At 61.1% G+C, this 23973-nt stretch carries 20 protein-coding genes and 1 pseudogene; 16 read left to right on the forward strand and 5 right to left on the reverse strand.

Annotated elements, in window-relative coordinates; all coding sequences use genetic code 11:
• Positions 1-23: 23 nt before the first annotated feature.
• Positions 24-842, forward strand: a complete 819-nt coding sequence (aroE, locus tag CXK96_RS17365; protein WP_102837686.1) for a shikimate dehydrogenase — start codon at positions 24-26, stop codon at positions 840-842.
• Positions 843-854: 12 nt separating this feature from the next.
• Here the strand turns inward: aroE and CXK96_RS17370 are convergent, their stop codons facing one another.
• Positions 855-1466, reverse strand: a complete 612-nt coding sequence (locus CXK96_RS17370) for an NAD(P)-dependent oxidoreductase (protein ID WP_102837687.1) — start codon at positions 1464-1466, stop codon at positions 855-857.
• 15 nt (positions 1467-1481) lie between these two features.
• Positions 1482-1793 (reverse strand): glycine zipper domain-containing protein, encoded by a 312-nt coding sequence (locus tag CXK96_RS17375; protein WP_102837688.1) that lies wholly within the window; start codon positions 1791-1793, stop codon positions 1482-1484.
• A gap of 419 nt (positions 1794-2212) precedes the next feature.
• On the opposite strand from CXK96_RS17375, the gene pbpG reads away from it, so the two are divergent.
• The 4 genes from pbpG (at position 2213) to CXK96_RS17400 (ending at position 6464) form a co-directional block, all read left to right on the forward strand.
• Positions 2213-3154 (forward strand): D-alanyl-D-alanine endopeptidase, encoded by a 942-nt coding sequence (pbpG, locus tag CXK96_RS17385; RefSeq protein ID WP_102837712.1) that lies wholly within the window; start codon positions 2213-2215, stop codon positions 3152-3154.
• Between the two features lie 254 nt (positions 3155-3408).
• The gene (gene treS, locus CXK96_RS17390) at positions 3409-5478 is read left to right on the forward strand and encodes a maltose alpha-D-glucosyltransferase (RefSeq protein WP_102837690.1); all 2070 of its coding nucleotides are present in this window, start codon (positions 3409-3411) and stop codon (positions 5476-5478) included.
• Between the two features lie 124 nt (positions 5479-5602).
• Positions 5603-6217, forward strand: coding sequence for a DUF4157 domain-containing protein (locus CXK96_RS17395; protein ID WP_272888607.1), 615 nt, complete (start codon positions 5603-5605; stop codon positions 6215-6217).
• Between the two features lie 64 nt (positions 6218-6281).
• Positions 6282-6464, forward strand: coding sequence for a hypothetical protein (locus CXK96_RS17400; RefSeq protein ID WP_102837692.1), 183 nt, complete (start codon positions 6282-6284; stop codon positions 6462-6464).
• Between the two features lie 82 nt (positions 6465-6546).
• Here the strand turns inward: CXK96_RS17400 and CXK96_RS17405 are convergent, their stop codons facing one another.
• Complete coding sequence (locus CXK96_RS17405; protein WP_102837693.1) at positions 6547-8337, reverse strand: sensor domain-containing phosphodiesterase; 1791 nt, start codon at positions 8335-8337, stop codon at positions 6547-6549.
• A 379-nt stretch (positions 8338-8716) separates the two neighbouring features.
• On the opposite strand from CXK96_RS17405, the gene CXK96_RS17410 reads away from it, so the two are divergent.
• The 8 genes from CXK96_RS17410 (at position 8717) to CXK96_RS17445 (ending at position 18738) form a co-directional block, all read left to right on the forward strand.
• The gene (locus CXK96_RS17410) at positions 8717-10810 is read left to right on the forward strand and encodes a hybrid sensor histidine kinase/response regulator (RefSeq protein ID WP_256061706.1); all 2094 of its coding nucleotides are present in this window, start codon (positions 8717-8719) and stop codon (positions 10808-10810) included.
• A 157-nt stretch (positions 10811-10967) separates the two neighbouring features.
• A complete protein-coding gene (locus CXK96_RS17415; protein WP_064481111.1) occupies positions 10968-11162 on the forward strand; it encodes a DUF2934 domain-containing protein in 195 nt (64 codons plus the stop codon).
• A 184-nt stretch (positions 11163-11346) separates the two neighbouring features.
• The gene (locus CXK96_RS17420; RefSeq protein WP_102837694.1) at positions 11347-13392 is read left to right on the forward strand and encodes an ATP-binding protein; all 2046 of its coding nucleotides are present in this window, start codon (positions 11347-11349) and stop codon (positions 13390-13392) included.
• Positions 13393-13673: 281 nt separating this feature from the next.
• Complete coding sequence (locus CXK96_RS17425; protein ID WP_102837695.1) at positions 13674-14672, forward strand: NAD(P)H-quinone oxidoreductase; 999 nt, start codon at positions 13674-13676, stop codon at positions 14670-14672.
• 606 nt (positions 14673-15278) lie between these two features.
• Positions 15279-15446 (forward strand): 3'-5' exonuclease, encoded by a 168-nt coding sequence (locus CXK96_RS21020; protein WP_256061705.1) that lies wholly within the window; start codon positions 15279-15281, stop codon positions 15444-15446.
• 44 nt (positions 15447-15490) lie between these two features.
• On the forward strand, positions 15491-17257 hold the full coding sequence (locus CXK96_RS17435) for an ATP-dependent nuclease (RefSeq protein WP_102837696.1): 1767 nt from the start codon (positions 15491-15493) through the stop codon (positions 17255-17257).
• Positions 17258-17677: 420 nt separating this feature from the next.
• Positions 17678-18061, forward strand: coding sequence for an ACT domain-containing protein (locus CXK96_RS17440; protein ID WP_102837697.1), 384 nt, complete (start codon positions 17678-17680; stop codon positions 18059-18061).
• Between the two features lie 110 nt (positions 18062-18171).
• Complete coding sequence (locus tag CXK96_RS17445; protein ID WP_102837698.1) at positions 18172-18738, forward strand: DUF1993 domain-containing protein; 567 nt, start codon at positions 18172-18174, stop codon at positions 18736-18738.
• Between the two features lie 155 nt (positions 18739-18893).
• Here the strand turns inward: CXK96_RS17445 and CXK96_RS17450 are convergent, their stop codons facing one another.
• Positions 18894-20075, reverse strand: a complete 1182-nt coding sequence (locus CXK96_RS17450) for a patatin-like phospholipase family protein (protein WP_102837699.1) — start codon at positions 20073-20075, stop codon at positions 18894-18896.
• Between the two features lie 308 nt (positions 20076-20383).
• Between CXK96_RS17450 and pnuC the strand changes: the two genes are divergently transcribed.
• The 3 genes from pnuC to CXK96_RS17465 all read left to right on the forward strand — a co-directional run bounded on the left by pnuC (position 20384) and on the right by CXK96_RS17465 (position 23763).
• Complete coding sequence (gene pnuC / locus CXK96_RS17455; protein WP_102837700.1) at positions 20384-20971, forward strand: nicotinamide riboside transporter PnuC; 588 nt, start codon at positions 20384-20386, stop codon at positions 20969-20971.
• Positions 20972-21345: 374 nt separating this feature from the next.
• Complete coding sequence (locus tag CXK96_RS17460) at positions 21346-23181, forward strand: ABC transporter ATP-binding protein (RefSeq protein ID WP_102837701.1); 1836 nt, start codon at positions 21346-21348, stop codon at positions 23179-23181.
• A gap of 57 nt (positions 23182-23238) precedes the next feature.
• Entirely contained in the window at positions 23239-23763 is a 525-nt protein-coding gene (locus tag CXK96_RS17465; RefSeq protein ID WP_102837702.1) for an AAA family ATPase, read from the forward strand.
• A gap of 102 nt (positions 23764-23865) precedes the next feature.
• On the opposite strand, the pseudogene CXK96_RS21025 reads toward CXK96_RS17465, so the two are convergent.
• A pseudogene (locus tag CXK96_RS21025) lies at positions 23866-23973 on the reverse strand (IS110 family transposase); the annotation flags it as partial.

Here is a 23973-nt window from a genome sequence, read left to right on the forward strand (position 1 = left end):
TATTTGAAGCGGAGTAATTGTTGATGGACCGCTACGGCGTTTTTGGTAACCCCATCGGGCACAGCAAGTCGCCCCAGATCCACCGTTTGTTTGCCGAACAGACCGGGCAGCATCTCAGCTACGAACCCTTGCTGGCGCCGCTGGATGACTTTCCTGGCTTTGCCAACGCCTTTTTCGAGACGGGTCTGGGCGCCAACGTCACCGTGCCGTTCAAGGAACAGGCCTACCACCTGGCTGACAGGCTGAGTGAGCGCGCCCAGCGTGCCGGCGCGGTGAACACCCTGAAAAAGCTCGAAGACGGCAGCTTGCTGGGTGACAACACCGACGGTATCGGTCTGGTCCGCGATCTGCTGGATAACGCCGGCGTCGCCTTGCAAGGCAAGCGGATCCTGCTGCTGGGCGCCGGGGGGGCGGTGCGCGGTGTACTCGAGCCGTTACTGGCGCAGCGCCCGGCCGCGCTGGTCATCGCCAACCGCACCCTGGCCAAGGCCGAACAGCTGGCGGGTGAATTTGCCGAGCTGGGGCCGGTGAGTGCCAGCGCCTTTGAGCAGCTGCAAGGCCCGTTCGATGTGATCATCAACGGCACGTCGGCTAGCCTCGGCGGCGAGCTGCCACCGCTGGGCGATGATCTGATCGAGCCGGGCGTTACCTTCTGCTACGACATGATGTATGCCGCTCAGGCGACGCCCTTCTGCCAGTGGGCGGCCGCGCGTGAGGCGTCCAGTCGCGACGGGCTCGGCATGCTGGTCGAGCAGGCGGCTGCGGCGTTCGAACTCTGGCGAGGTGTGCGGCCGGAATCGGCCATTGTACTGGCGGCACTGCGTCTTCAGCTCGCTGGCTGAACGCCAGCGCAATCAGAGGCGGAAATGAATCTGCTCGTGCAGGTGCTGCGGTGTCTCCAGCTCGTCGACGATCCCGGCCGCGATACGCCGTAGCTGCACGCGGCGATCCTCGGGGTCGAGATCGTCGATCACGCTGAAATCCTCAATCGACAGATCGTCACCATCGGCTTTGGCATCCACCAGCGTCCACTTCAACGGATGCGCTGCAATGCGTTGCAGCGCTGCCGCAACAGCTGGATTGTCACCCTTGGCGGACAGGTCCACGACCAGCAGCAACCGATCGACTCCGACTTTGGGCAACCCCGACAGCAGAGCGTCGACCGCCTGAGACAGATCATGCGGCTGGTGGTTGGCTGCCGAGCCGGAGGCTGTCGCCAATGCAGGGCTGTCGAATAGACAGATCACCGCATCCATCCCGGCCACGCTCTGCGAGACGCTGGTGGCATCGAACAGATCGCCGGTTTTGGCGCGCAGGCCCGGTCGTACGGTCATCGAGTTGAGATCGTCGACCAGGGTCACGGCTTCGTGCTGGCGGGTCAGCAGCTCGCAAAGCAGCGCATTGCCGAGGCTCGAATGCGCCCCGTACAGAGCGAATTTGAGCCGCGGCGTTTCAGCGTTGAGCATGATGGCCTGGCCGGATCAGCGTCGGGTGGCCAGATAGCCAATCAGCGCCACTGCGCCAGCGGCCAGGGCGACGGTGCTCAGCGGATGCTCGCGTGCACAGTCCTTGGCCATGCGCCCGGCGTCACGACCGCGGCGGGACAGGTCGTGGCAGTGCTCGTCCAATCGGTTTTCGTTCCACAGCGTTTCGGCGCGCGAGCGCAGCGCATTGAAACGGTTACGCGATTCGCGCGAGGCGTCGTCCTTGAGGTCATCGAGTGCAGCCATCAGGTTCTGTATTTCGCGTTCGATTTCGTCGCGGGTGGTCGGTGTGCGGCTGAAGCGGGACATAGCGTTCTCCCCTTTGAATGTACGGTTTGGACTCTGCGAAGCCGTGAAGGTGCGTTCGGCCGTGCTCAACCAAAACACCCAGACTGCTATGAGCGGACCTATCAATGGCAGCCTGGTTCCGCTGGTCGGCTCGGTTGTGGCGAAAAGCCGCGCGGCCGATAGCATGTTTGACGGCGAATCCGTACACCTGCGGCAGCGCTGCGTCGGTTGATCTACGCTTTGTATTGTGGCCGCTTCGCTGAGCGGTCCGGACGGCGAAACGAGCGAAACGGCCGGCGCCCTGCGCCCGGTCGATCCGCTGGAAGCGCCGAAATATAAGGGCTGACGGCCATGTTTATGCTCGCCTTTTCCGTATAATGCGCGCCGCGTTCGTCTGCTTCGGCGCGCCTTTTTTCACTGCCAATTCATCGGTGTCCATCTTGAAGCTTCGTCATACCCTTCTCGGTCTGCTGCTCGCCTGCAGCAGCGTCATGTCGTCCCCCGTCTCGCTCGCTGCACCCAAAGCCCCTGCTCAGCAGGAACTGGCTTCTGGCAGCGCGCTGCTGGTCGACCTGAAAACCAACGAAATCCTCTATTCCAGCAATCCAGACGTGGTTGTGCCGATTGCCTCGGTGACCAAGCTGATGACCGCAATGGTGGCGCTCGACGCCAAGTTGCCACTCGACCAGCGCCTGTCCGTCACCATCCGCGATGCGCGTGAGATGCAGGGCGTCTACTCGCGCGTGCGCATCGGCAGCGAAATCAGCCGCCGGGAAATGCTGCTGCTGACCCTGATGTCATCCGAGAACCGCGCCGCCGCGAGCCTGGCTCATCATTATCCCGGCGGCTACGGTGCCTTCATCCAGGCGATGAACGCCAAGGCCAAGGCGCTGGGCATGACCCATACGCGCTATGTCGAACCGACCGGTCTGTCCGAGCAGAACGTCTCCAGCGCCAATGACCTGGTCAAACTGCTCAAGGCCAGTCAGGCCTACCCGCTGATCGAACAGTTCAGCACCACCAGCGAGAAAACCGTGGCTTTCCACAAGCCCAACTACACCTTAGGGTTCCGCAATACCAACGCCCTAGTGCGCAAGCCTGACTGGAGCATCCAGCTGACCAAGACCGGTTTCACCAATGCCGCCGGCCATTGCCTAGTGATGCGCACGGTGATGGACAAGCGCCCGGTGGCCTTTGTGGTGCTCGACGCCTTTGGCAAGTACACCCATATGGCTGATGCCAACCGCCTGAAGAAGTGGATGGAAACCGGCAAGGTCACGCCGGTCGCGCCTGCGGCCCTGGCCTACAAGCAGCAGAAGATGGCGCAGCGTCAGCTGGCCGGGCAGCCGGGTGACGCCGCTACGGTGATCGGCACCCGCTGACCGAGGCGGCAAGCAAGCGCTTCACTGCCGGGGTGCGTGCCTGGCGGCAGAGGTGACGCGGCGGGTTGCTGTGCTTCCCGACGTCACGTCGAGCCGGCTCATTGCCCACCCCGGCTGGGCGCCTTCAGACCCGCCGCGCTCACAGCGCTGCACTGAGCAACCGGCGACGGCGTGACTTTTCGATGCAACGATGCGGGTGCAGTCGACTCAAACGACTACATTCGCCCTCAGCGCAACGGGAATCGAAGGTCGTTATGAGCACGCCAGACAATACCTACATCGAGTGGCTGGAAAGCCAGTCCATGCTTCACGCCGCCCGCGAGCGGGCCCGACTCTATGCCGGCCAGGCGCGGCTCTGGCAGCGGCCTTACGCCCAGGCACGCCCGCGCGACGCCAGTGCGATCTCCTCGGTGTGGTTCACCGCCTACCCGGCCGCCATCATCACCCCTGAAGGCGGCTCGGTGTTGCAGGCGCTGGGGGACGATCGGCTCTGGAGCGCGCTGTCCGAGGTGGGCGTGCAAGGTATTCACAACGGCCCGATGAAGCGCTCCGGCGGTTTGCGCGGGCGCGAGTTCACGCCGACCATCGACGGCAACTTCGACCGCATCAGCTTCGACATCGACCCCAACCTCGGGACCGAGCAGGAGATGCAGCAGCTCAGCCGCATGGCCGCCGCGCACAACGCCATCGTCATCGACGACGTCGTCCCGGCGCACACCGGCAAGGGCGCGGATTTCCGCCTCGCCGAGATGGCCTACGGCGATTATCCAGGCCTCTACCACATGGTCGAGATCAACGAGGAAGACTGGCCGTTGTTGCCGGCCGTGCCCAAGGGCCGGGATGCGGTAAACCTCCCGCCGCCGGTGGTCGATCAGCTCAAGGAAAAGCACTACATCGTCGGCCAGCTGCAGCGGGTAATCTTCTTCGAGCCCGGCATCAAGGACACCGACTGGAGCGTGACCAACGTGGTCACTGGGGTCGACGGAAAACGCCGCCGCTGGGTCTATCTGCACTACTTCAAGGAAGGCCAGCCGTCGCTGAACTGGCTCGACCCCACCTTCGCCGCCCAGCAACTGATCATTGGCGATGCGCTGCATGCCATCGACGTCTCGGGCGCGCGCGTCTTGCGCCTGGATGCCAACGGCTTCCTGGGTGTCGAGCGTCGCGCTGAAGGCACCGCCTGGTCCGAAGGCCATCCGCTGTCAGTGACCGGCAACCAGCTGATTGCCGGCGCCATCCGCAAGGCCGGCGGCTTCAGCTTCCAGGAACTGAACCTGACCATCGACGACATCGCCTCGATGTCCCACGGTGGCGCCGACCTGTCCTACGACTTCATCACTCGTCCGGCTTATCACCACGCCCTCGTGACTGGGGATACCGAGTTCCTGCGGTTGATGCTGCGTGAGGTCCACGCGTTCGGCATCGATCCGGCTTCGCTGATCCACGCAATGCAGAACCACGACGAGCTGACCCTGGAACTGGTGCATTTCTGGACATTGCACGCCTACGACCATTACCACTACCACGGGCAGACCCTGCCCGGCGGCGTCCTGCGCGAGCACATCCGCGAGGAGATGTACGAACGCCTGACAGGCGAGCACGCGCCCTACAACCTCAAGTTCGTCACCAACGGCGTGTCCTGCACCACCGTCAGCGTCATCACGGCGGCGCTGGGCATCCGTGACCTCAACACCATCAGCGCGGCCGATATCGAACAGATCCAGCGCCTGCATATTCTGCTGGTGATGTTCAACGCCATGCAGCCCGGTGTGTTCGCCCTTTCCGGCTGGGATCTGGTCGGCGCGTTGCCGCTGGAAGCCGAGCAGGTGGAACACCTGATGACCGAAGGCGACACCCGCTGGCTGCATCGCGGCGGCTACGACCTGGCCGATATCGCACCCGAGGTGGAAACCTCCAGCGAAGGCCTGCCCAAGGCGCGCTCGCTGTACGGCAGCCTGGTCGAGCAGCTGCAGAATGGCGGTTCCTTTGCCTGCCAGCTCAAGCGCATCCTCAGCGTACGCCGCGCCTACGACATCGCCGCCAGCAAGCAGATCCTGATTCCAGACGTGCAGGCGCCAGGGTTACTGGTCATGGTCCATGAACTGCCCGCAGGTAAAGGTGTGCAGATCACGGCGCTCAACTTCAGCTCCGAGACCATCAGCGAGACGGTCACCCTCCCCGGCGTAGCGCCCGGGCCGGTGGTGGACATCATTCATGAAAGCATCGAAGGCGACCTGACCGAGAACGGTGAGATGACCTTCAATCTCGACCCCTACGAAGGCCTTGCCCTGCGCGTGGTCAGCGCCGCATCACCGGTGCTCTGACCGGGCATCAGCGCCCTCTTCGCCTGGCCGGCCGGCGCAGCTATAGTGCGCGCCGGCCGGCCCTGCGGGCCGCCTAGCTCATCCGAAGAGTACTTACGTGTCCGCCTCCTCCCGCTTCCGTTTCCTGCGCACGGTGTTCGCCTGCGTGCTCGGTTCGTCGATCTTTTCGAGCCAGGCGCAGACCGCCTGCCCGGCCGGCCAGCAGCCGCTCTGCCTGGGTGCCTGCGTCTGCATGCCGGCCTCTGCGCAGCAGTCCGAAACCTTGTACGAGCAGATGCAATGGCTGGCGGCCGCGGGGCTTGAGACCTGGATCCGTCAGTCGCGCGATAGGCTGGCGTTGCAGGAGAGCCGGCCGATCCCGCTGCACATTCGCTCGCAACTGGAGCCCTATTTCGACCTGGCGGTGCTGGAGACCGCGCGCTACCGCGTCGGTGACGACGGCGTGCTGACCGCGGCCAATACCCTGTTGCGTAACCCGGACATCGTCGCGGTAACGCTGATCGACATCATCGTCTTCCGCAACGAGGCCGACGCCCTCGACAGCGTCGCGCTCTGGGCGCATGAGCTCAAGCACGTCGAGCAATACCTCGAATGGGGCGTGGGCGAGTTTGCCCGGCGATACACCCGCGACTACGGCAGCGTCGAGCAGCCGGGCTATGCCATGGAGCTGCAGCTCGAGCGCGAGGCGGCCCTGCGCCAAGCTGGCGAAAGCACAGCTCGGCGCCACTCAGCCGAATGATTTAGGCCGAGGGATCGCCTTGGATCGGCTCCGGTCACAACCTTATCGCCATGAGGAGACCGCCATGTCTGTGACCGTGACCAAGCTCCGGGGCAACGATATACCCGAGGCGATGCGTGGACCCGACGTTCAGGTGGTCTTCCGCATCACCGACCATGAGGGCAACACGCAATACCTGCTCGATGATGTGGAGGCCGCGCAAACTGCTGTGCGCGTCAGTGATGATCATCATGCAGCGAAAGAGTGACCGCTGCGGCCAGTGCAACGCGCGCTGGCGCCTGAGTCTCGGTCAGCGTCCGAGGCTGACCGATATGGTCTGTCGCGGTGATTCAGCCTGCGCTGCCCTGAGCTGTCAGCGCGTTTTGAGCAGTCCAACCCAGTAGCAACTCGGGCGTCATGGGTCGGGCAATGTGATAACCCTGTCCCTCGTCACACCCCCACTGAGCCACCAGATCGCAGATCGCCTGGGTTTCGATGCCCTCGGCAACGACGCGCAGCTCCAGGCGCTTGGCCAGGTCGATGATGGTCCGTACCAGCCGCCGATCCTTCTCGTCGTCGCCCAGGTGGCGGATGAACGACTGATCGAGCTTGACCGTCGAGGCCGGCAGGTCGCGCAGATAGGTCCAGTTGCTGTAGCCCGTGCCGAAATCGTCGATGGCCACCTCTACGCCCAATGAGCGCAAACGCTGCAATTGGTGGCTGACTTCATTCGGGTTTCGCATCAGCGCGCTTTCGGTGAACTCCACCTCCAGGCTTGTCGGGTCGATATGCTGGCTGTTCAGCAACTGGATGAAACGGTTGGCAAAGGCCGGACTGTCCAGGTCCGACGCCGACACGTTGATCGCCACCTTGAACCTGGCCCCCTGACGTTGCCACGCTGCCGCCTGCAGCACGGCATGCTCGGCCACCCACAGGCTCAGCTCGCGGATCAGCGCGGTCTTTTCGGCCAGCGGAATGAATTCGGCTGGACCGATGGCGCCAAGCGTCGGGTGATCCCAACGCAGCAGCGCCTCGACCGAGGTGCAGCGCCCGTCGTTCAGGCTGATGCGCGGCTGGTAGACCAACCGCAGCTGGCCGTCGCCGTGCAGCGCCTCGGCGAGCCCCCTGAGCAAGGTGAAGGCACGCTGCTGCACGGCATCGAGTCGGGACTCGTAAGGCGACCAGCCGATGTCACGGTCGCGCGCGTCGTCAGCCGAGGTGATCGCCAGGCGCAGCCAGTCCTGCTCCAGCACCCCGCTGTGCAGCGGCAGCACGCCGAGCCCAATCTGGGTCTTGATCGGAATCGAATTGCACTGCACCGGCGCGTCGAACGCCGCGATGATCCGGTCGTAGAGTTGGGTCAGTTCACCCGACGGGCCGTCCGGGATCAGAAAGGCAAAACGGCTCGGGCTGATGCAATACAGCCCGCACGGGTCGGGAAGCTGCGCTTGCAGCGTCTGCTTCATGCGCAACATCAGCGCTTGGGCAAAGCTGTGACCCAGCACCTTGATGATGTCGTTCAGCAGCATCGGCCCGATCACATCAGCCACGACCAATACATTGCTCTGGGAGGTCGAGGCCGCCCGCGCCACGTCATCCTCGAGCCGCGAGCGGTTAAGCAGTCCGGTGGATGCGTCGATGAAGTTGGTGCGACGCAGGGTCAGGATGCGCGCCATCGTCAGCTTGGCGAAATGTTCGAGCATCGACAGTTTCTGCGGGGTCATCGCCCGCCGCGGCTGGGTGTCGATGATGCACAGGCTGCCCAGGCCCAGCCCTTCCGGCGTGACCAGGGGCATACCCGCATAGAAACGAATGCCCGGCTCACCGGTGACCAGCGGGTTGTCCTGGAAGCGTGCGTCGCGGGTGGCATCGAGCACCTGGAACGGCTCGTTGGCGAGAATGGCGTAGGCGCAGAAGGAGTCCTGTCGCGGCGTTTCCTGCGCCAGCAGCCCGACCCGCGCGGTGAACCACTGGCGCTGTTCGTCGACGATCGAGATCAATGCGATCGGCGCCTGAAAATACTCCGCCACCATGCTCACGATGTGCTCGAACACCTCGTCGGGCGTTGTGTCCAGCCGGCACAACTGCGTCACCTGCAACTGACGCTGCGCTTCATTTATCGGGATTGGAGCACCAGCCATACGATCACTGCCTGGAAATTCAAATGGGCCCGAACCGTCAGCGCGACGTCCGGATTGGGGTTGTACGGAGATTAGGGTCAAGCCCAAGGAGTCAGCACAACAGAACCTCTTGCCAACATATCGACCGGTGCGTTTGTTCCTTGACGAGGTGCCGACAAGAGGTGCAGTGGTGTTGGCGTGGGCGTCCTCGTCTCGGATCCACGCTCGCGTATGTGTAGGATTCTCTCTTCGGTGTCGCTCTGGAACGCCTTGGCCGCATCGTTTTCCAACCCTTATCCCTTGCAGGTGAATGCAGCCCCGGTGGGGTTCAACAGCCGACAACCATCAGCAGGATGCCGCTCACATGCCAGGTGGCGGCTCCAAAGGACGAAGCCCGGACATGCCTGACGCGATAAATGAGGTGCCTGCTTTTCTCTCCGGTGGCGGGGAGATGGGGGCGTTGATGCGCAGCCATGACTGGGCGGCCACGCCGTTCGGCCCGATCGAGGATTGGCCGCAGTCGTTGCGCTCCATGGTGGGTGCCTGCCTGAATTCACCGCTGCTGGGCACCGTGCTCTGGGGACCAGAGCTGCGAATGCTCTATAACGACGCGTACATCCCTTCCATGGCCGATCGTCATCCCGCAGCGTTGGGCCAGCCGGTGTCGGTGGTCTGGGGGGACGTCTGGGATATCGTGGCGCCACCTTTTCTTCACGCGATGCGCACGGGACAAGGCTTCGCACAGAACAGGGTCGAGCTGCCAATGGTGCGCAACGGCCAGCCTGAGGTCACCTACTGGAACATCAGCGCTACGCCGATTTTCGGTGAAGACGGCCGCATTCTCGGCCTGCTGAACCAGGGCATCGAGATCACCGGTCAGGTAATCGCCGAGCAGCAGCGCCTGGTCGTTAAACAGCAATTGCGTGACATGAACGAGCAGTTGGTCCACGAGGTTGCCATCCGAACGGAGGAGCGCAACCTGATGTGGGACACCTCGCCCGACTTGATGGTGGTGATCAACTTCGAGGGGATCTTCCAGCGTGTGAATCCGGCATGGACGACCGTGCTTGGCTACCAGCCTGAAGAGTTGATCGGACACCACGTCAACGAGTTCATCACCGAAGAAGACCATCCACGTACCGTTGATGCCTACTTGGCCACGGCCGTTGGCGACCAGGTTCGGATCGTCAATCGCTACCGGCACAAGAGCGGGACTGAACACTGGATTTCATGGGTCGCCGCCCCGTCGGGTGACAGGACGTACGCCACCGGCCGAGACATCACCGAGGAAAGGGCGCGACAGGCGCAGCTCGAATCGACCCATGATCAGCTGCGTCAGGCACAGAAAATGGAAGCCGTTGGCCAGCTCACCGGCGGCCTGGCACACGACTTCAACAACCTGCTCGCAGGCATCTCGGTCAGCTTGGAAATGATCGAGACCCGCGTCAGGCAGGATCGCCTCGGCGACGTTGCGAAGTACCTGCTGGTCGCTCAGAGTGCCACCAAGCGGGCCGCAGCGCTGACTCATCGTCTGTTGGCCTTTTCCCGTCGGCAGACCCTGGCGCCCAAGGCCATAGATGCCGGCAAGCTGGTCAGCGGCATGCTCGACATGGTCCAGCGCACCGTCGGACCGAACGTGGTGGTGGAGAGCTTCTGCACAGCGGATTTGTGGACAGCGCTGGTCGATCCGTCACAACTGGAAAACGCGCTGCTCAACCTGTGTCTCAATGCCCGCGATGCCATGCCCGAGGGCGGTCGCATCACGGTTGAAACCGGCAACCGGGTTTTCGATGCCGCGAGCGCCAGCCAGCACGACATTCCAAAAGGTGAGTACCTGGCGATCCGGGTCACCGATAGCGGCACCGGCATGTCGCCCGAGGTGCTGGCCAAGGCGTTCGATCCGTTTTTCACCACCAAGCCGATGGGCGAAGGCACCGGCCTTGGCCTGTCGATGATCTACGGCTTCACCCAGCAATCGGGTGGTCAGGTACGTATCTACTCAAAGCTGGGTACCGGCACCACGGTCAGCCTTTATCTGCCGCGCTACCTCGGCACGGCCGAAGGCGAGAGCGGCTCACCCGGCTTGCCACCCATCCTGCCTGCGCAGCGAGGCGAAACGGTGCTCGTAGTCGATGACGAGCCGACGGTGCGCTTATTGGTCACCGATCTCCTAGGAGAGCTCGGTTATCGCGCTATTGAGGTGGCGGACGGCATAGCCGGGCTCGAAGTGCTGCAATCGGGTGTACACATCGATTTGCTGGTCACCGATGTCGGTCTGCCCGGCGGCATGAACGGGCTGCAGCTCGCCAACGCCGGCCGCCTCAGTCGGCCCGATCTGCGCGTGCTGTTCATCACCGGGTATGCCGAGAGTGCCGTGTTCCACAACGGTCGGCTTGAATCGGGTATGGCGGTACTTACCAAGCCGTTCTCGGTCAACGACTTGGCCGAGCGGATGCACGAGCTCATCGGGCAGTCGACCGCGCTGCGCGGCTGAATTCCTACCCTTTCGCTAGGGCTTTCGTCGGCTAACCTGTTTTGCACTGGAACCATCTGCCCGCTCCTTGCCTCTGCTGAATACCCGGTGAGAAAGCACCGAACCGAACCGAGACGCCTTGCAACGGCGCTTCGGCCAGCACAGCGAGGGTAACTAGATGGCTGACGAACAGCGTATCCGCGAACGCGCCCACGAAATATGGGAAGCCAAGGGCCGTCCCGAAGGTCAGGAGCAGGAGCACTGGGCGCAGGCCCGTGACGAGTTGGAGCCCTTCTACAAGGAAGGCGATGCCACCGCAGGCAGCGTCGAGAGCAGCGTCGCGATTCCAATGCCCAAGCGTGAAGACGGGTAATGATTTGCCTCTGGCTCAGGTCCGATGCCACCCCGACCAGCACCGAACACGGCGTGGCATACGCCCATGCGGTGGGGTCGGCCCTGATCAGTCATGGCGACCGATGGAAACTTGGTCGCTTCTCCGCCTTGTCGGTTTACTCGCCGCTCAGCGCCAAAACCATCCATAAGGCCCGACCGTCCCGATGAAACAGCCACTCGACTTTCAGGCAATCTTCGAAGCCCTTCCCAATATCAACCTGATCCTCTCCGCAGACCCGGAGTTCATCATGTTGGCAGCCAGTGAAGTACGGTTGCAGGCGACCAATATCAGCCGCGAGGATTGCATCGGTCGCTCGATTTTCGAGGTCTTCGGCAACAACCCGGACGAAACGGCTGCCTCCGGGCCCGGAGTATTGCGCGCATCGCTTGAGCGGGTGCTGGAGACCCGCGCGCCGGATCGCATGGCGACCACCAAGTACGACATTCCCCGGCGTGCGTCCGAAGGCGGTGGTTTCGAGGTGCGTTACTGGAATCCGATCAACGTGCCGGTGCTGGACGAAAAGGGAGAGGTCACCTGCATCATCCACCAGACGCAGGATGTCACCGAGCAGGTGCTCAGGCAGGACGCTGCCACCCTGAGCCATTCCGAAGAGCGATTTCGCGCCGCCCTGCTGGCCTCAGGTACCGGCACTTTCACCTGGTATCTGGACGATGGCGGTTTCTACCTCGACAGTGCGCTGGAACAGATTCTTCAGTTGCCACTGGGGATGAAGCTCGACACGATCGAGCGCTTTATCGAGCAGGTGCACCCAGATGACCGCACGCAGGTGCGCTTCGTCTTCAACAACCAAAGCCAGGCTCAGGACGTTGCCGTGGAGTTTCGTCTGGCCCGGCCGGGCCCGCAGCAATGGCTGGCCTGCAAGGCCAAAACCTTTCGCGATGCCAGCGGCATGGTCGCCTACATGGCCGGTGCTTGCACCGACGTCAGCGCCCGCAGACACGCCGAAGACGCCCTGCGCATCAGCGAGACCCGGCTGCGCCAACTCAACGAAGACCTCGAAGCCCGCGTGGCCGCGGAAGTCGCCAAGCACCGCCAGACCGAGGACGCGCTACGTCAGGCGCAGAAGATGGATGCCGTCGGCCAGCTCACCGGCGGCATTGCTCACGACTTCAACAACCTGCTGACCGGCATCATCGGCAGTCTTGACCTCATGCAGCGGCGCCACGCGCGCGGCGAGCAGGATCACGAGCGTTACATCAACGCCGCCGTTAATTCCGCCCAGCGCGCCGCGGCGCTGACGCAACGCCTGCTGGCCTTCTCCCGTCAGCAGGCTCTCGACCTCAGGCCGGTGGACGTCAACCAGATGGTCGCCTCGCTGGAAGACCTGCTCCATCGCACCACCGGCGAGAACATCGCAGTGGTCACCCAGCTCAGCGTCGGGTTGCCGCCTGCCTGTATGGACATGAACCAGCTGGAAAGCGCCGTCATCAACCTGGTGATCAACGCACGCGATTCCATGCCCCACGGCGGCCGGGTCACCCTGGCCACCCGCAGTGTCCAGATCGGCAGCGAGCCGGATCCCGCCCGGCGCGGCCTGACCGAAGGCGACTACGTGCTGCTGTCGGTAACCGACACCGGTACCGGCATGACGCCGGAAGTGGTCGAGCGCGCCTTCGAGCCCTTCTTTACTACCAAGCCGATCGGCCAGGGCACCGGCCTCGGGCTTTCCATGGTGTACGGCTACATCAAGCAGGCCAAAGGTTACATACAGCTTGAGTCCAAGCCCTTCGATGGCACCAGCGTTTACCTCTACTTGCCGGTCCACCACGGCGCCATGAGCCCGGTAAAAGTGGAGCCTGAGCGCACGCCACAGGGCACTGGCGAAACCATCCTTGTGGTTGAGGACGAGCCCGTGGTTCGCTCGTTGGTGGTCGAAGTGCTCAATGACCTTGGCTACGAAACACTTGAAGCCGGCGAAGCCTCCGAAGCGCTGGAGATCACCGAAAGCCAGCAGCGGATCGACCTGATGGTTTCTGACGTTGGCCTGCCCGGCATGAACGGCCGGCAGCTGGCCGAAATCGTCCGCCAGCAACGTCCCGGGCTGAAAGTGCTCTTCGCCACCGGCTATGCCGAAAGCTTCGCCGCCAATGACCTGCTTGGCCCTGACATGGCTGTGATGACCAAACCGTTCGCCATCGACGCCTTTGCCCTCAAGGTCGGGGAAATGCTGAGTCCGCATGGCCGTTGAGCCGCGCTCGCTACAGCGCGGTTCGGGCACGGGTTTGCTGAATTGCGCCAGCGGCGCCTAGCCGTTGCGCTACGTTTCAGCTAAGCGCAACGCTTGCCCTGAACAATCAAGGTTGGCGCCGCGACACGCGGGCACTACCGTGTACCGACCAGACCATTCAATCAACGCGGCCACACAGCCCCAGTGAACCGCTAGCGAGCGAACGTCAGGCTGCTCGGAACGCAGCATGGCTGAGCGCAGCAGATTCACAGGGTCCGGCCCCTCGAAAGGAGAAACAGCTGATGAGTGCAGAAACCATGCGACATATCGATCACCGTCCCGGCGGCGGCGCCGAGTGCCTGCGGATGGCCGAAGGGCCCGTGCCTGAGCCCGGCCCGCAGGATGTGCTGGTGCGTGTGGCCTACGCCGGCATCAACCGCCCGGACGTGTTCCAGCGCTCCGGCAGCTACCCGCCTCCGCCTGACGCCTCGCCGCTGCTCGGCCTGGAAATCTCCGGCGAAATCGTCGCCGTTGGCGCTGACGTCCGCGGCTGGAAAGTCGGCGATCAGGTCTGCGCCCTGACCCCTGGCGGTGGCTACGCCGAATACTGCGTGGCGCCGGCCGAACACTGCCTGCCAGTGCCCGCCGGGCTGTCGCTGCTGGAAGCGGCCGCCCTGCCGGAAACCTACTTCACCGTGTGGAGCAACGTGTTCGAGCGCGGTCGCCTGCAGCCCGGCGAAGCCTTCCTGGTACACGGCGGCTCCAGCGGCATCGGCCTGACCGCCATCCAGCTGGCCAAGCAGTTCGGCGCCACCGTCTTCACCACCGTCGGCAGCAGCGAAAAGGCCGACGCCTGCCGGCGTGCCGGTGCGGACCGGGTGATCAACTACCACGAAGAAGACTTCGTCGACGTGCTCAAGCAAGCCACCGACGGCAACGGCGTCGACGTCATCCTCGACATGGTCGGCGGCGACTACATCCCCCGCAACGTCAAATCCCTCGCCGTGGAAGGCCGCCTGGTACAGATCGCCTTCCTCAAGGGCAGCCGCGTCGAACTCGACACCATGCCGATCATGCGCAAGCGCCTGACCTTCACCGGCTCCACCCTACGCCCCCGCAGCCGCGAGGAAAAAGCCGACATCGCCAAGGCGCTGCATGACAAGGTCTGGCCCCTGCTCGACCAGGGCCTGTGCCACCCCGTGATCCACGCCACCTTTCCCCTCGCCGAAGCGGCCGAAGCGCACCGGCTGATGGAAAGCAGCAAGCACATCGGCAAGATCATGTTGGAGGTTGGGCAGTAACCCGATCGGCGCTCGTCCTGATTAGGTTCGAGCGCTACTGTGGCCACAGATAGTCGATGACCGGACAAAAGGTGCGGATTAACCCTGTCGAACGCTTTACGGGGTTTGTTCGCGCCGGTAACGTGACGAGCACTGCAGGATTTGCGCAACTGATCACACTCCCCGCCCTGGCTTAAGCCCAGCGGTCAGAACAATGGGGCAATCGCCCGAACACCACGGAAGGTACAGATGGCCCGCTCTCTCTCCGCTCATTTTCGGTGCCGGTTCGATGTGCCGGGTGAGCAACGCTTCGCCTTTTCCGCTTACCCGCTATCAGGGCACTACGCCAGTGAAGACGGCGTGCCCGTCATAGCTTCTGCGGGCGCCGACCCCGAACTCAGCCACAGCAAAGTTCATCGACAGGAATGGGATGCCTCGTCACCCGCATCCGCGACGAACAGGCTAACGGCCGCATTCTCATGACAAGGCGATCATCTACCGCAACAACTTCCAGGCCGAATCCGCTGAACGCGCCCTGACCCAAGCCGGCATCGCCAACGCTTCAGGTACTAGCTCAAAAGGCCGCGGAGAGCTCTACGGCAGTGAACACAGCGCAAGATCGTCAGCATGCATTCCAGCAAAGGCCTGGAGTTCGGGCTGGTGCTGATCCCAGGCCTAGGCGAAATGCCGAAGCGGGAGGCCGAAGCGGATAAGGCGCGGTTGTTGTATGTGGTTATGACAAGAGAGATTGATCGGCGGGTGATGGTTTATCTAGCCAATATAGTTTATCGATAGTTAGAGATGCTTCTAGCTAACCAGTGGAGAGCTGAGGATAAGAAATGTTAGACATCAAAATTAGCTCAGTTAAGTTTAATAACTTCAAAGCCTTAAGCAATTATTCAGTGGCGTTGAGTGATATTAGCATTTTGGTTGGCCCGAATAATGCTGGAAAGTCTACGATCATAAGCGCTTTTAGAATACTAGATGTTGCATTGCGTAAGGCCCGTCGGTTAAAAGCAGAGCGTGTGCCGTTGGCGAGTGGTGGGGTAGGATTCGGTCATCGGATACCTGAGACACAAATCAGTGTATCTCTTGAAAATGTCGCTACTAATTACAATGGCGACGACAGCAGGATTGAGTTTAGGTTGACTAATAAGAACAAGTTGATATTGTTCTTCCCGAATGAAGGTGGTTGCATACTGCATTGGGAGTGCGCTGGTGCGCTAGTAACTACTCCATTGCAATTCAAAAAGCACTTTCCTGTGAGTGTGCAAGTTGTGCCAGTGCTAGGTCCGCTAGAGCACGAAGAAGCTTACGTCACTGAAGATACGGTTAGAAATGCGCTCAATACGCATAGAGCTTGCAGACATTTCCGAAACTACTGGAATTACTTTCCAGAAGATTGGGAAAAGTTCTCCGCAATGGTGGCAGAGAGCTGGCCAGGTATGCATATGAAACCTCCGGAATTGGACCTTAATGACAGAGTTATTAGAATGTTCGTTGCGGAGGACAGGATTGATCGTGAGATATATTGGTCGGGCTTCGGCTTCCAGATTTGGTGTCAACTTTTAACGCATCTTTCGCGTGCACAGGACGCAAGTATTGTTGTAATTGACGAGCCTGAGATATATCTGCACCCAGACGTACAACGGCAACTTTTGAGCATCCTCCGGTCTCTGAATACCGACGTGCTATTAGCAACCCATTCCGTAGAAATAATGGGCGAAGCTGACCCGTCTGAGATTCTACTTGTCACAAAAGGCGCTAGGTCAGCAAAGCGATTACGAGATGTTGAGGGCGTTCAGTTAGCAGTAGAACAGCTTGGATCGTCGCAAAATATAACGTTAAGCCATCTTGCTAGAACTAAAAAAATTCTGTTCGTGGAGGGAATGGGAGATTATAGAATAATCAGGCGGTTTGCAAAAAAACTGAATTTAGACGATTTAGCATCTGGCAACGAAATAACTGCTTTAGAGTCGGGTGGGTTTGCGTCTTGGGACAAGATAAAATCGTTTGCCAGGGGCGTTAAAAATACGATTGATGCAAATATGAAGCTATTTGCCATATATGATCGTGACTATTTTTGTAAAGAAGAGATTGAGGAAATAATAGGTAGCTTGAAATCAGAGCTTACTGATGCTCATATTCATGAAAGAAAAGAAATAGAAAACTACCTTCTTTGTGTTCCTGTTTTGCAGCGGGTATTAGTAAAACAAATTGAAACAAGAAAACGAAGGCTCGGTGAACCGATAGATATTACGAAATCTATAGAAGATTACTTGGTAACCATTACAGCTGCGCTTAAAATAGATGCGCAATCGCAATATTTAGCTCGCCGTATTGGATACCATCAAGGAAAAAAACACGATACTAGTACGATAAGCAAAGCAGCAATAGAAAATTTTGAACTAGCGTGGTCTGATCTTAACTTACGAATGGCTATCGTGCCTGGTAAGACTACGTTGAGATTACTGAGAGAGGCCGTCCAGTTAAACTATAGTGTTAATTTGACCGATGTTCAGATCATTGATGAGTTTAGTGCCACCGAAATACCTGATGATCTTATTAGGCTGCTTGATCAACTTGAAGCTTTCCGTATATCTTAAATCACGGAAAGAGCGTTTTTATTTTCAATGGAAAAAAGGCGGATTTTGTTTTCTGTCCCGTCTAACAACGAAAGGGGACAGATTTATTTATTCGGCCCTTTTCCCGTCCGCTAACTCCGTTATCTGTTTTAACCCCTGCACAAATGACCGCGATAACTCAATGGTTCATCGCTGCCCCGTCCAGAGGTAGCCCGGACTTGGCGCGTGGAAAAGGCTCCGCCGTTTTCCACCCTACGTGATGCCGAGGTCCGGCGGAGCAGGCGAGGGTGGTGGCGTAGGGTGGACAACGCTTCGCTTGTCCACGCGCTACTGCCTGATGGCAATGCCTATGGAAAAAGAACAGATTTAACTGCGGCTGATTCGCCGGGTCGCCTATGTCGTACCTTTGCGCCTGCTCGCTTACTCACAAGGTGACCTGACATGTACCACGCCTTTTCCGTCCTCCCCCAAAGCTTCGTGATTGCACAGTTGGAGCGGGATGCTGACCTGCCGAACGAGGTTTTGGCGTCTCCAGGCTTTATGTCGATCACTCGGACGAATGAGGAGCTTTCGATTGTCTGCGCTGAGGGTGTCGCAACCGGTTTAGCCCGAGTGGACAGCGATTGGCGCGCGATCAAGGTGCAGGGGCCGTTCGCCTTTGATCAGACGGGTGTCCTGGCTTCTTTGCTTGACCCGCTCGCGACTGCCGCTATCGGCATTTTCGCGGTGAGCACGTTCGATACCGACTACATATTGGTCAAGTCGATGAATCTCGAAAATGCCGTGCAGGTCCTGAAAGACGCGGGTCACCGCCTCCTGGACTGATAACTCTGAGTTGGGAAAAGCGAACGGTTATCTACCTTTCAGGTAGCTTGCTTCATAACACCCTGTCACTTTCTTCGACGTTGCCTCCCAATTCCCCAAGGTGCGAAGCCATGCAGCTAACGACACTGCTCGTCCCAACCTACACGCAAATGCTCAAAACCCTCGCAGGCTGGCTAAAGAAGGCCCATGCCCAGCTACCGGAAACAGAGGCACAAGCACTGTTATCCGCACGTTTGGCGCCCGACATGTATCCGCTGTCGACGCAGGTTCGCTTTGCCTGTGTGCAGGCGCGAGAAGCCATGTGCCGGCTGAGGGGAGAGGCGTTTCCGCCTGCTATCAACGAGCTACTCAATGAGGGACGTCAGGCTGTCAAAAGCCCCGGATCGCTCGCTGAAGCTTACGCCCGGATCAATGAGACGGTGGCGGTGCTCGACGGCCTTGCAGCCGATGCGCTCGATGTGGATGGGGATAAGCCCATCGCCCATGAACTTCCGAACGGGATGGTTCTGGATCTGACCGCAGACCAGTACGCCCGTGACTGGACGCTGGGTCAGTTCTATTTTCACGTCATGACCGCGTATTCGATCCTGCGTAAAGAAGGCATCAATCTCGGCAAGGCGGATTACGTGGCGCACATGCTGCCCTATGTGCGTCCGGAAACGATTCCAAAGAGCTAGCAGAGTTGCTGGGACGTGGCGCGTGGAAAAGGCTCCGCCGTTTTCCACCCTACGCAGCGTCCGGGCTTCGGCAGAGCAGGCGGGTGAAGTAGCGTGGACAACGCTTCGTTTGCCACCCGAGACCCACCGCTTTCTGCCGAGGGCGCTGTAAAGCGCTATGCGAACTCTGGACGCTCAAGCCTTAAAAACGCCGTGAGCTCGCTTTTCTTGGCCATGGCGTCCTGGTAACCCAGTTCGATCAGCTCGCTGCAGTAGCCGGGTTCGAACAACAGATAACTCAACAGCCCACCGCCGCCTTCGCGTGTGCCGCCAGGGCCGCGCAGGAAAAGTCTCAGGGCCGCAGGCATTTCGTGCCGATGGCGGGCGGCGATCTTGTCCAGCGGTTGGCTGGGCGAAATCACCAGCACCTCGATGGGCGTCAGGCCATAGGCGCGCTTGCGCTGTTCGATAGGCACCAGTTTCCCCAGTAGATTCAGGCGCTCCAGCAGCTCGATATCACTCTCCACGTTGTCGATGAAGGTACTGTTGAGCATGTGCCCGGCGATTTGCGCCAGGCTCGGGATGGTGCCTGTCGGCCTTGGTGTTGGTGCAGTCTTGGTCTGGTCATCTATCGGGTTGCCACTGACCCCGACCACCAGTACACGTGTAGCGCCCAGATGGAGGGCGGGGCTGATCGGTGCGGTCTGGCGTACCGCGCCATCACCAAAATACTCGCGGTTGATCTTGACCGGCTCAAAGATCAGCGGAATGGCAGAGCTGGCCAGCAAATGGGGAATAGCCAGGCGGGTCGGTACACCCACCCGACGATGGCGGAGCCACGGGTCGATGGCGCCATGGCCGTGATAGAAGGTCACCGCCTCGGCCGACTCGTAGCCGAATGCCGTCACCGCTATTGCGCGTAGTTGCCGATGGCGTATTGCCGCGGCGATTCCCGAGAAATCCAGTTCGCGTTCGAGCAGCCTGGCCAGTGGCGAACTATCGAGCAGCGCAACGGGCACTTGCTTGCCAATACCGAGCACGCTGTGGCCAATGAAACGGCTGGCTTGGTGCAACACACCCGGCCAGTCGCTGCGGTACACCTGATCGGTATGAATACTGCGCCACACGTTGCTCAGCCGCCGCACCGCCTCGCAAAAGTGCAGGGCGCCACACGCCAGGCTGACGGCATTGATCGCACCCGCCGAGGTGCCGACGATCACGGGGAACGGGTTGCGTGAAGAATCGGGCAGCAGATCGGCAATCGCGGAAAGCACGCCAACCTGATACGCCGCTCGTGCGCCACCGCCCGAGAGAATGAGCCCAGGGGTACCTGGGTTGGTTGCCGTGTCCTCGGTCATCAATGATTCCAGTTCGGGGTTTTCGGTAGAGCTAGGGCTCGCACATGAACAACGAAGAACAGATTACTGAAAAAGGGGGGCAGTCACCCGCCGGCGAAGGCAGTAAACGTAGGGTGGGCTTTAGCCCACCGGAGGGGTGGGGTTTGACGGTGGGCTGAAGCCCACCCTACGAGTACGTGCGTGGCTGACCAATATTTGTGAACCTGAACTGAATAGCCCAGCCATTCCCACTCACCCGGTGCGCTTCGAACCGTTCCGCATGCTTGCCGTATCATGCCCGCCCCGTAGCTGCTTCTGACCTCCACCCCATGACCTCCCTCGAACTCATCGCCTCCGCCCTCGGCGTCCTTTCCGTCTGGCTTACGGTGCGGCAGAACCCGCTTTGCTGGCCCATCGGGTTGGTGATGGTGTCGCTGTATGCCTGGTTCTTTTTCGAGGTGCGGTTGTATTCGCAGGTGCTGCTCAACGGGGTGTTCGCCGCCATGCAGCTGTATGGCTGGTGGCAGTGGACGCGGGGCAGCAACGGTGAGGGAGGGCGGCCGGTGGTGGGGGCGACAGCGAGAGAGGTAGGCGTTGGGCTCGCTGTGGCGGCACTGGGGAGTGTCGGGTTGGGTTTGTTGATGGCGACGGTTACCGAAGCGGCGTACCCCTGGCCGGATGCGACACTCACGGCCTTCAGCCTGCTCGCGCAGCTGTGGATGGCGCTCAAGCGCTGGCAGTGCTGGGTGTTGTGGATTGTGGTGGACTCGCTCTACGTGGGGTTCTTTGCCTTTCAGGAATACTGGCTCACCGCGGGGTTGTACGGCTTTTTCACCCTGCTGGCGGTAATGGGCCTGCGCGAGTGGCGGCAGGCGAGGGCCGCGGTTCATGATCACGCGGCGCCCGCAGACAGTTAACGATGTAGGGTGGGCTTTTAGCCCACCGGAACGGTGTTGGGCCGAGGGTGGTGGGCTGAAGCCCACCGTACGGATAAGGGCCGGCGGCCCCGGTGTCGTAGACCTGATGAATAGGCCCAACTAGTCCCAGGCTGGCCGGCGCACTTTAAGCTCTTCTTGCACGTCTAAATTGGCAGGCCTGTCCACGTTCGGCACGAGGCTCGTTCCGACCAAGGTGCCGCCAGGCACTTCGGATACTGCTACGCTGCATCAGCAAAACCCGCGTTTCAGAGCGCCTCGACCCACGCTCAGCTAGACCCCAGTTGCCGCTCTAAAAGATCGACATGCCCCTGTCAGCAACAACCCCGCCCACTCGCCACAGCAGACCGTGCCCCATGTTGTTCAGCCGCTTCGAAAACCTGATCGATGTCTTCAAGCCCAGCCCGGACGTCGAGCCGCCTGCGGGCATGCTGCGGTTCTATGCGCATTATCTGAAGCAGGTCTGGCCATTGATGACTGCTGTACTGGTGGTCGGCTTCTTTGCGGCGTTGATCGAAGTGGCGCTGTTCAGCTTTCTTGGCCAGTTGATCGACATGGCGCAGACCACGGGCGATGCGCGGAGTTTTTTCGCCGAACACCGCAATGAGCTGCTGTGGATGGCGGTGGTGGCTATGATCATCCGGCCCTTGGTCTTCGGCCTGCACAACCTGCTCACCCATCAGGCCATCAACCCGGGGCTGACCAATCTGATCCGCTGGCAGAACCACCGCTACGTGCTCAAGCAGAGCCTGAACTTCTTCCAGAACGATTTCGCCGGGCGCATTGCCCAGCGCATCATGCAGACCGGGCCGTCGCTGCGTGATTCGGCCATGCAGGTGATCGACGCGCTCTGGCACGTGGTGGTTTACGCCGGTAGCGCGCTGTACCTGTTTGCCGCCGCCGACCTGCGGCTGATCGTGCCGTTGGCGCTGTGGATCATTGGGTACAGCGCGGCGCTCTGGTACTTCGTGCCGCGCATCCGGGCGCGCTCGGCGGCTGCTTCCGCGGCGCGCTCGAAGGTGATGGGAAGGGTGGTGGACGGTTACAGCAACGTCGCCACGCTCAAGCTGTTCGCTCATTCCAAGGAAGAAGAAAGCTATGCCCGCGAGGCCATGCAGGAGTTGCTCGGCAAGTTCCGCCTGCAGTCGCGCACCATCACTAGCCTGGATTTTCTGATCACCTGCATGAACGGTCTGCTGATCGTCGGCACCGGCGCGCTGGCGCTGTGGCTGTGGAGCGAGGCGCTAATCAGCACCGGCGCCATCGCCCTGGCGCTGGGCCTGGTGATCCGCATCAACAACATGGCCGAATGGATCATGTGGGTGGTCAACGGCATTTTCGAGAACGTCGGCACCGTGCAGGACGGCATGCAGACCATCGTCCAGCCGCGCCACGTGCTCGACCGTGAGGACGCCAAGCCGCTAGCGGTGGAGCAGGGCGGTGTGCGTTTTGAGGACGTGCATTTCCACTACGGCAAGCAGGGCGGCGTGATCAGCGGGCTCTCCATCGACATTACCCCCGGCGAGAAGATCGGCCTGGTCGGGCCGTCGGGTGCCGGCAAGTCCACGCTGGTCAATCTGCTGCTGCGCCTCTATGACCTGGAGAGCGGCCGCATCCTCATCGACGGGCAGAACGTCGCCGAGGTCAGCCAGGAAAGCTTGCGCGCCAACATCGGCGTGGTCACCCAGGACACCTCGCTGCTGCATCGCTCCATCCGCGACAACCTGCGTTACGGCAAGCCCGACGCCACCGAAGAAGACCTCTGGGGCGCCGCGCACAAGGCCCGCGCGGACGAGTTCATCAAAACGCTGGACGACAGCCAAGGCGGCCTGGGTTTCGAGGCCACGGTCGGCGAGCGCGGCGTGAAGCTCTCCGGCGGCCAGCGTCAACGCATCGCCATTGCCCGCGTCCTGCTCAAGGATGCGCCGATTCTGGTGTTGGACGAAGCCACCTCAGCACTGGATTCGGAAGTCGAAGCGGCGATTCAGGAGAGCCTGGATACGCTGATGGAGGGCAAGACGGTGATCGCCATCGCGCACCGACTCTCGACCATCGCGCGCATGGACCGGCTGGTAGTGATTGATGGGGGGCAGGTGATCGAGACCGGCACCCACGCCGAGTTGATCGCGCGCGGCGGCCTCTATGCGAGGCTGTGGCAGCATCAGACCGGCGGCTTTGTGGGTGTGGATTGAACGGGACGGTAGGGGCAGATGAACGGGAACACCAGACAGGCGAGGGGCGCGGGGCCAATGAAGGTGCTGGTGCTCACCGGCGCCGAATCGACCGGCAAGAGCTGGCTCGCCGCGCGCCTGCAGCAGCGCTTCGGCGGCATGGTGGTGGGCGAGTATGTTCGGCATTTCATCGACCGCGAACAGCGCGATACCTGCCTCGCCGACATCCCGGCCATCGCCCGCGGGCAATTGGGCTGGGAAGACGCCGCGCGAGGTCAGCGCCCGGCGCTGCTAATCCTCGATACTCACCTGCTGAGCAACATGCTCTGGAGCCGGACGCTGTTCGATGATTGCCCGGCGTGGCTGGAAGATGAACTGCTCGCCCGCCGTTATGACCAGCACCTGCTGCTTTCGCCCGAAGGGGCCGTATGGCACGCAGACGGCCAGCGTTGCCAACCGGAGCCTGTCGAGCGTCTGCGCTTTCATGACGCTTGCCGGGGCTGGCTCCAGCGGAACGAGCAACCCTTCGTGGAGATTGGCGGGGATTGGGCCAGCCGCGAGCAGCAGGCGATCGCTCAGGCCCAGGCGCTGTTGGCGCAATGATCAATACACAAGGAAGCGCGGGTAAATGACCGCTGACGTGGGGCGTAGGGTGGACTGGTGAGGCGTGATCCACTCCTACGGTTGTAGATACCGTCTTCCCCATTACCGAGCAAGGGCCAGTTGAGGGTCGAAACGCTGGCCCGATTTAAGTACCCCATAGGCGATGTGCAGCAGCTTGCGCATCGCTGCACAGACGATTTGTTTTCCGGA

It is taken from the genome of Stutzerimonas stutzeri (genome assembly GCF_002890895.1).
Lineage (GTDB): Bacteria > Pseudomonadota > Gammaproteobacteria > Pseudomonadales > Pseudomonadaceae > Stutzerimonas > Stutzerimonas stutzeri_AB.

Excerpts from the sequence above, each read along its gene's own strand:
- aroE (WP_102837686.1), top strand. The coding sequence starts at position 24 with ATGGACCGCTACGGCGTTTTTGGTAACCCCATCGGGCACAGCAAGTCG.
- CXK96_RS17370 (WP_102837687.1), bottom strand. The coding sequence starts at position 1,466 with ATGCTCAACGCTGAAACGCCGCGGCTCAAATTCGCTCTGTACGGGGCG.
- CXK96_RS17375 (WP_102837688.1), bottom strand. The coding sequence starts at position 1,793 with ATGTCCCGCTTCAGCCGCACACCGACCACCCGCGACGAAATCGAACGC.
- treS (WP_102837690.1), top strand. The coding sequence starts at position 3,409 with ATGAGCACGCCAGACAATACCTACATCGAGTGGCTGGAAAGCCAGTCC.
- CXK96_RS17400 (WP_102837692.1), top strand. The coding sequence starts at position 6,282 with ATGTCTGTGACCGTGACCAAGCTCCGGGGCAACGATATACCCGAGGCG.
- CXK96_RS17405 (WP_102837693.1), bottom strand. The coding sequence starts at position 8,337 with ATGGCTGGTGCTCCAATCCCGATAAATGAAGCGCAGCGTCAGTTGCAG.
- CXK96_RS17410 (WP_256061706.1), top strand. The coding sequence starts at position 8,717 with ATGCCTGACGCGATAAATGAGGTGCCTGCTTTTCTCTCCGGTGGCGGG.
- CXK96_RS17415 (WP_064481111.1), top strand. The coding sequence starts at position 10,968 with ATGGCTGACGAACAGCGTATCCGCGAACGCGCCCACGAAATATGGGAA.
- CXK96_RS17420 (WP_102837694.1), top strand. The coding sequence starts at position 11,347 with ATGAAACAGCCACTCGACTTTCAGGCAATCTTCGAAGCCCTTCCCAAT.
- CXK96_RS17425 (WP_102837695.1), top strand. The coding sequence starts at position 13,674 with ATGAGTGCAGAAACCATGCGACATATCGATCACCGTCCCGGCGGCGGC.
- CXK96_RS21020 (WP_256061705.1), top strand. The coding sequence starts at position 15,279 with ATGCATTCCAGCAAAGGCCTGGAGTTCGGGCTGGTGCTGATCCCAGGC.
- CXK96_RS17435 (WP_102837696.1), top strand. The coding sequence starts at position 15,491 with ATGTTAGACATCAAAATTAGCTCAGTTAAGTTTAATAACTTCAAAGCC.
- CXK96_RS17440 (WP_102837697.1), top strand. The coding sequence starts at position 17,678 with ATGTACCACGCCTTTTCCGTCCTCCCCCAAAGCTTCGTGATTGCACAG.
- CXK96_RS17445 (WP_102837698.1), top strand. The coding sequence starts at position 18,172 with ATGCAGCTAACGACACTGCTCGTCCCAACCTACACGCAAATGCTCAAA.
- CXK96_RS17450 (WP_102837699.1), bottom strand. The coding sequence starts at position 20,075 with ATGACCGAGGACACGGCAACCAACCCAGGTACCCCTGGGCTCATTCTC.
- pnuC (WP_102837700.1), top strand. The coding sequence starts at position 20,384 with ATGACCTCCCTCGAACTCATCGCCTCCGCCCTCGGCGTCCTTTCCGTC.
- CXK96_RS17460 (WP_102837701.1), top strand. The coding sequence starts at position 21,346 with ATGTTGTTCAGCCGCTTCGAAAACCTGATCGATGTCTTCAAGCCCAGC.
- CXK96_RS17465 (WP_102837702.1), top strand. The coding sequence starts at position 23,239 with ATGAAGGTGCTGGTGCTCACCGGCGCCGAATCGACCGGCAAGAGCTGG.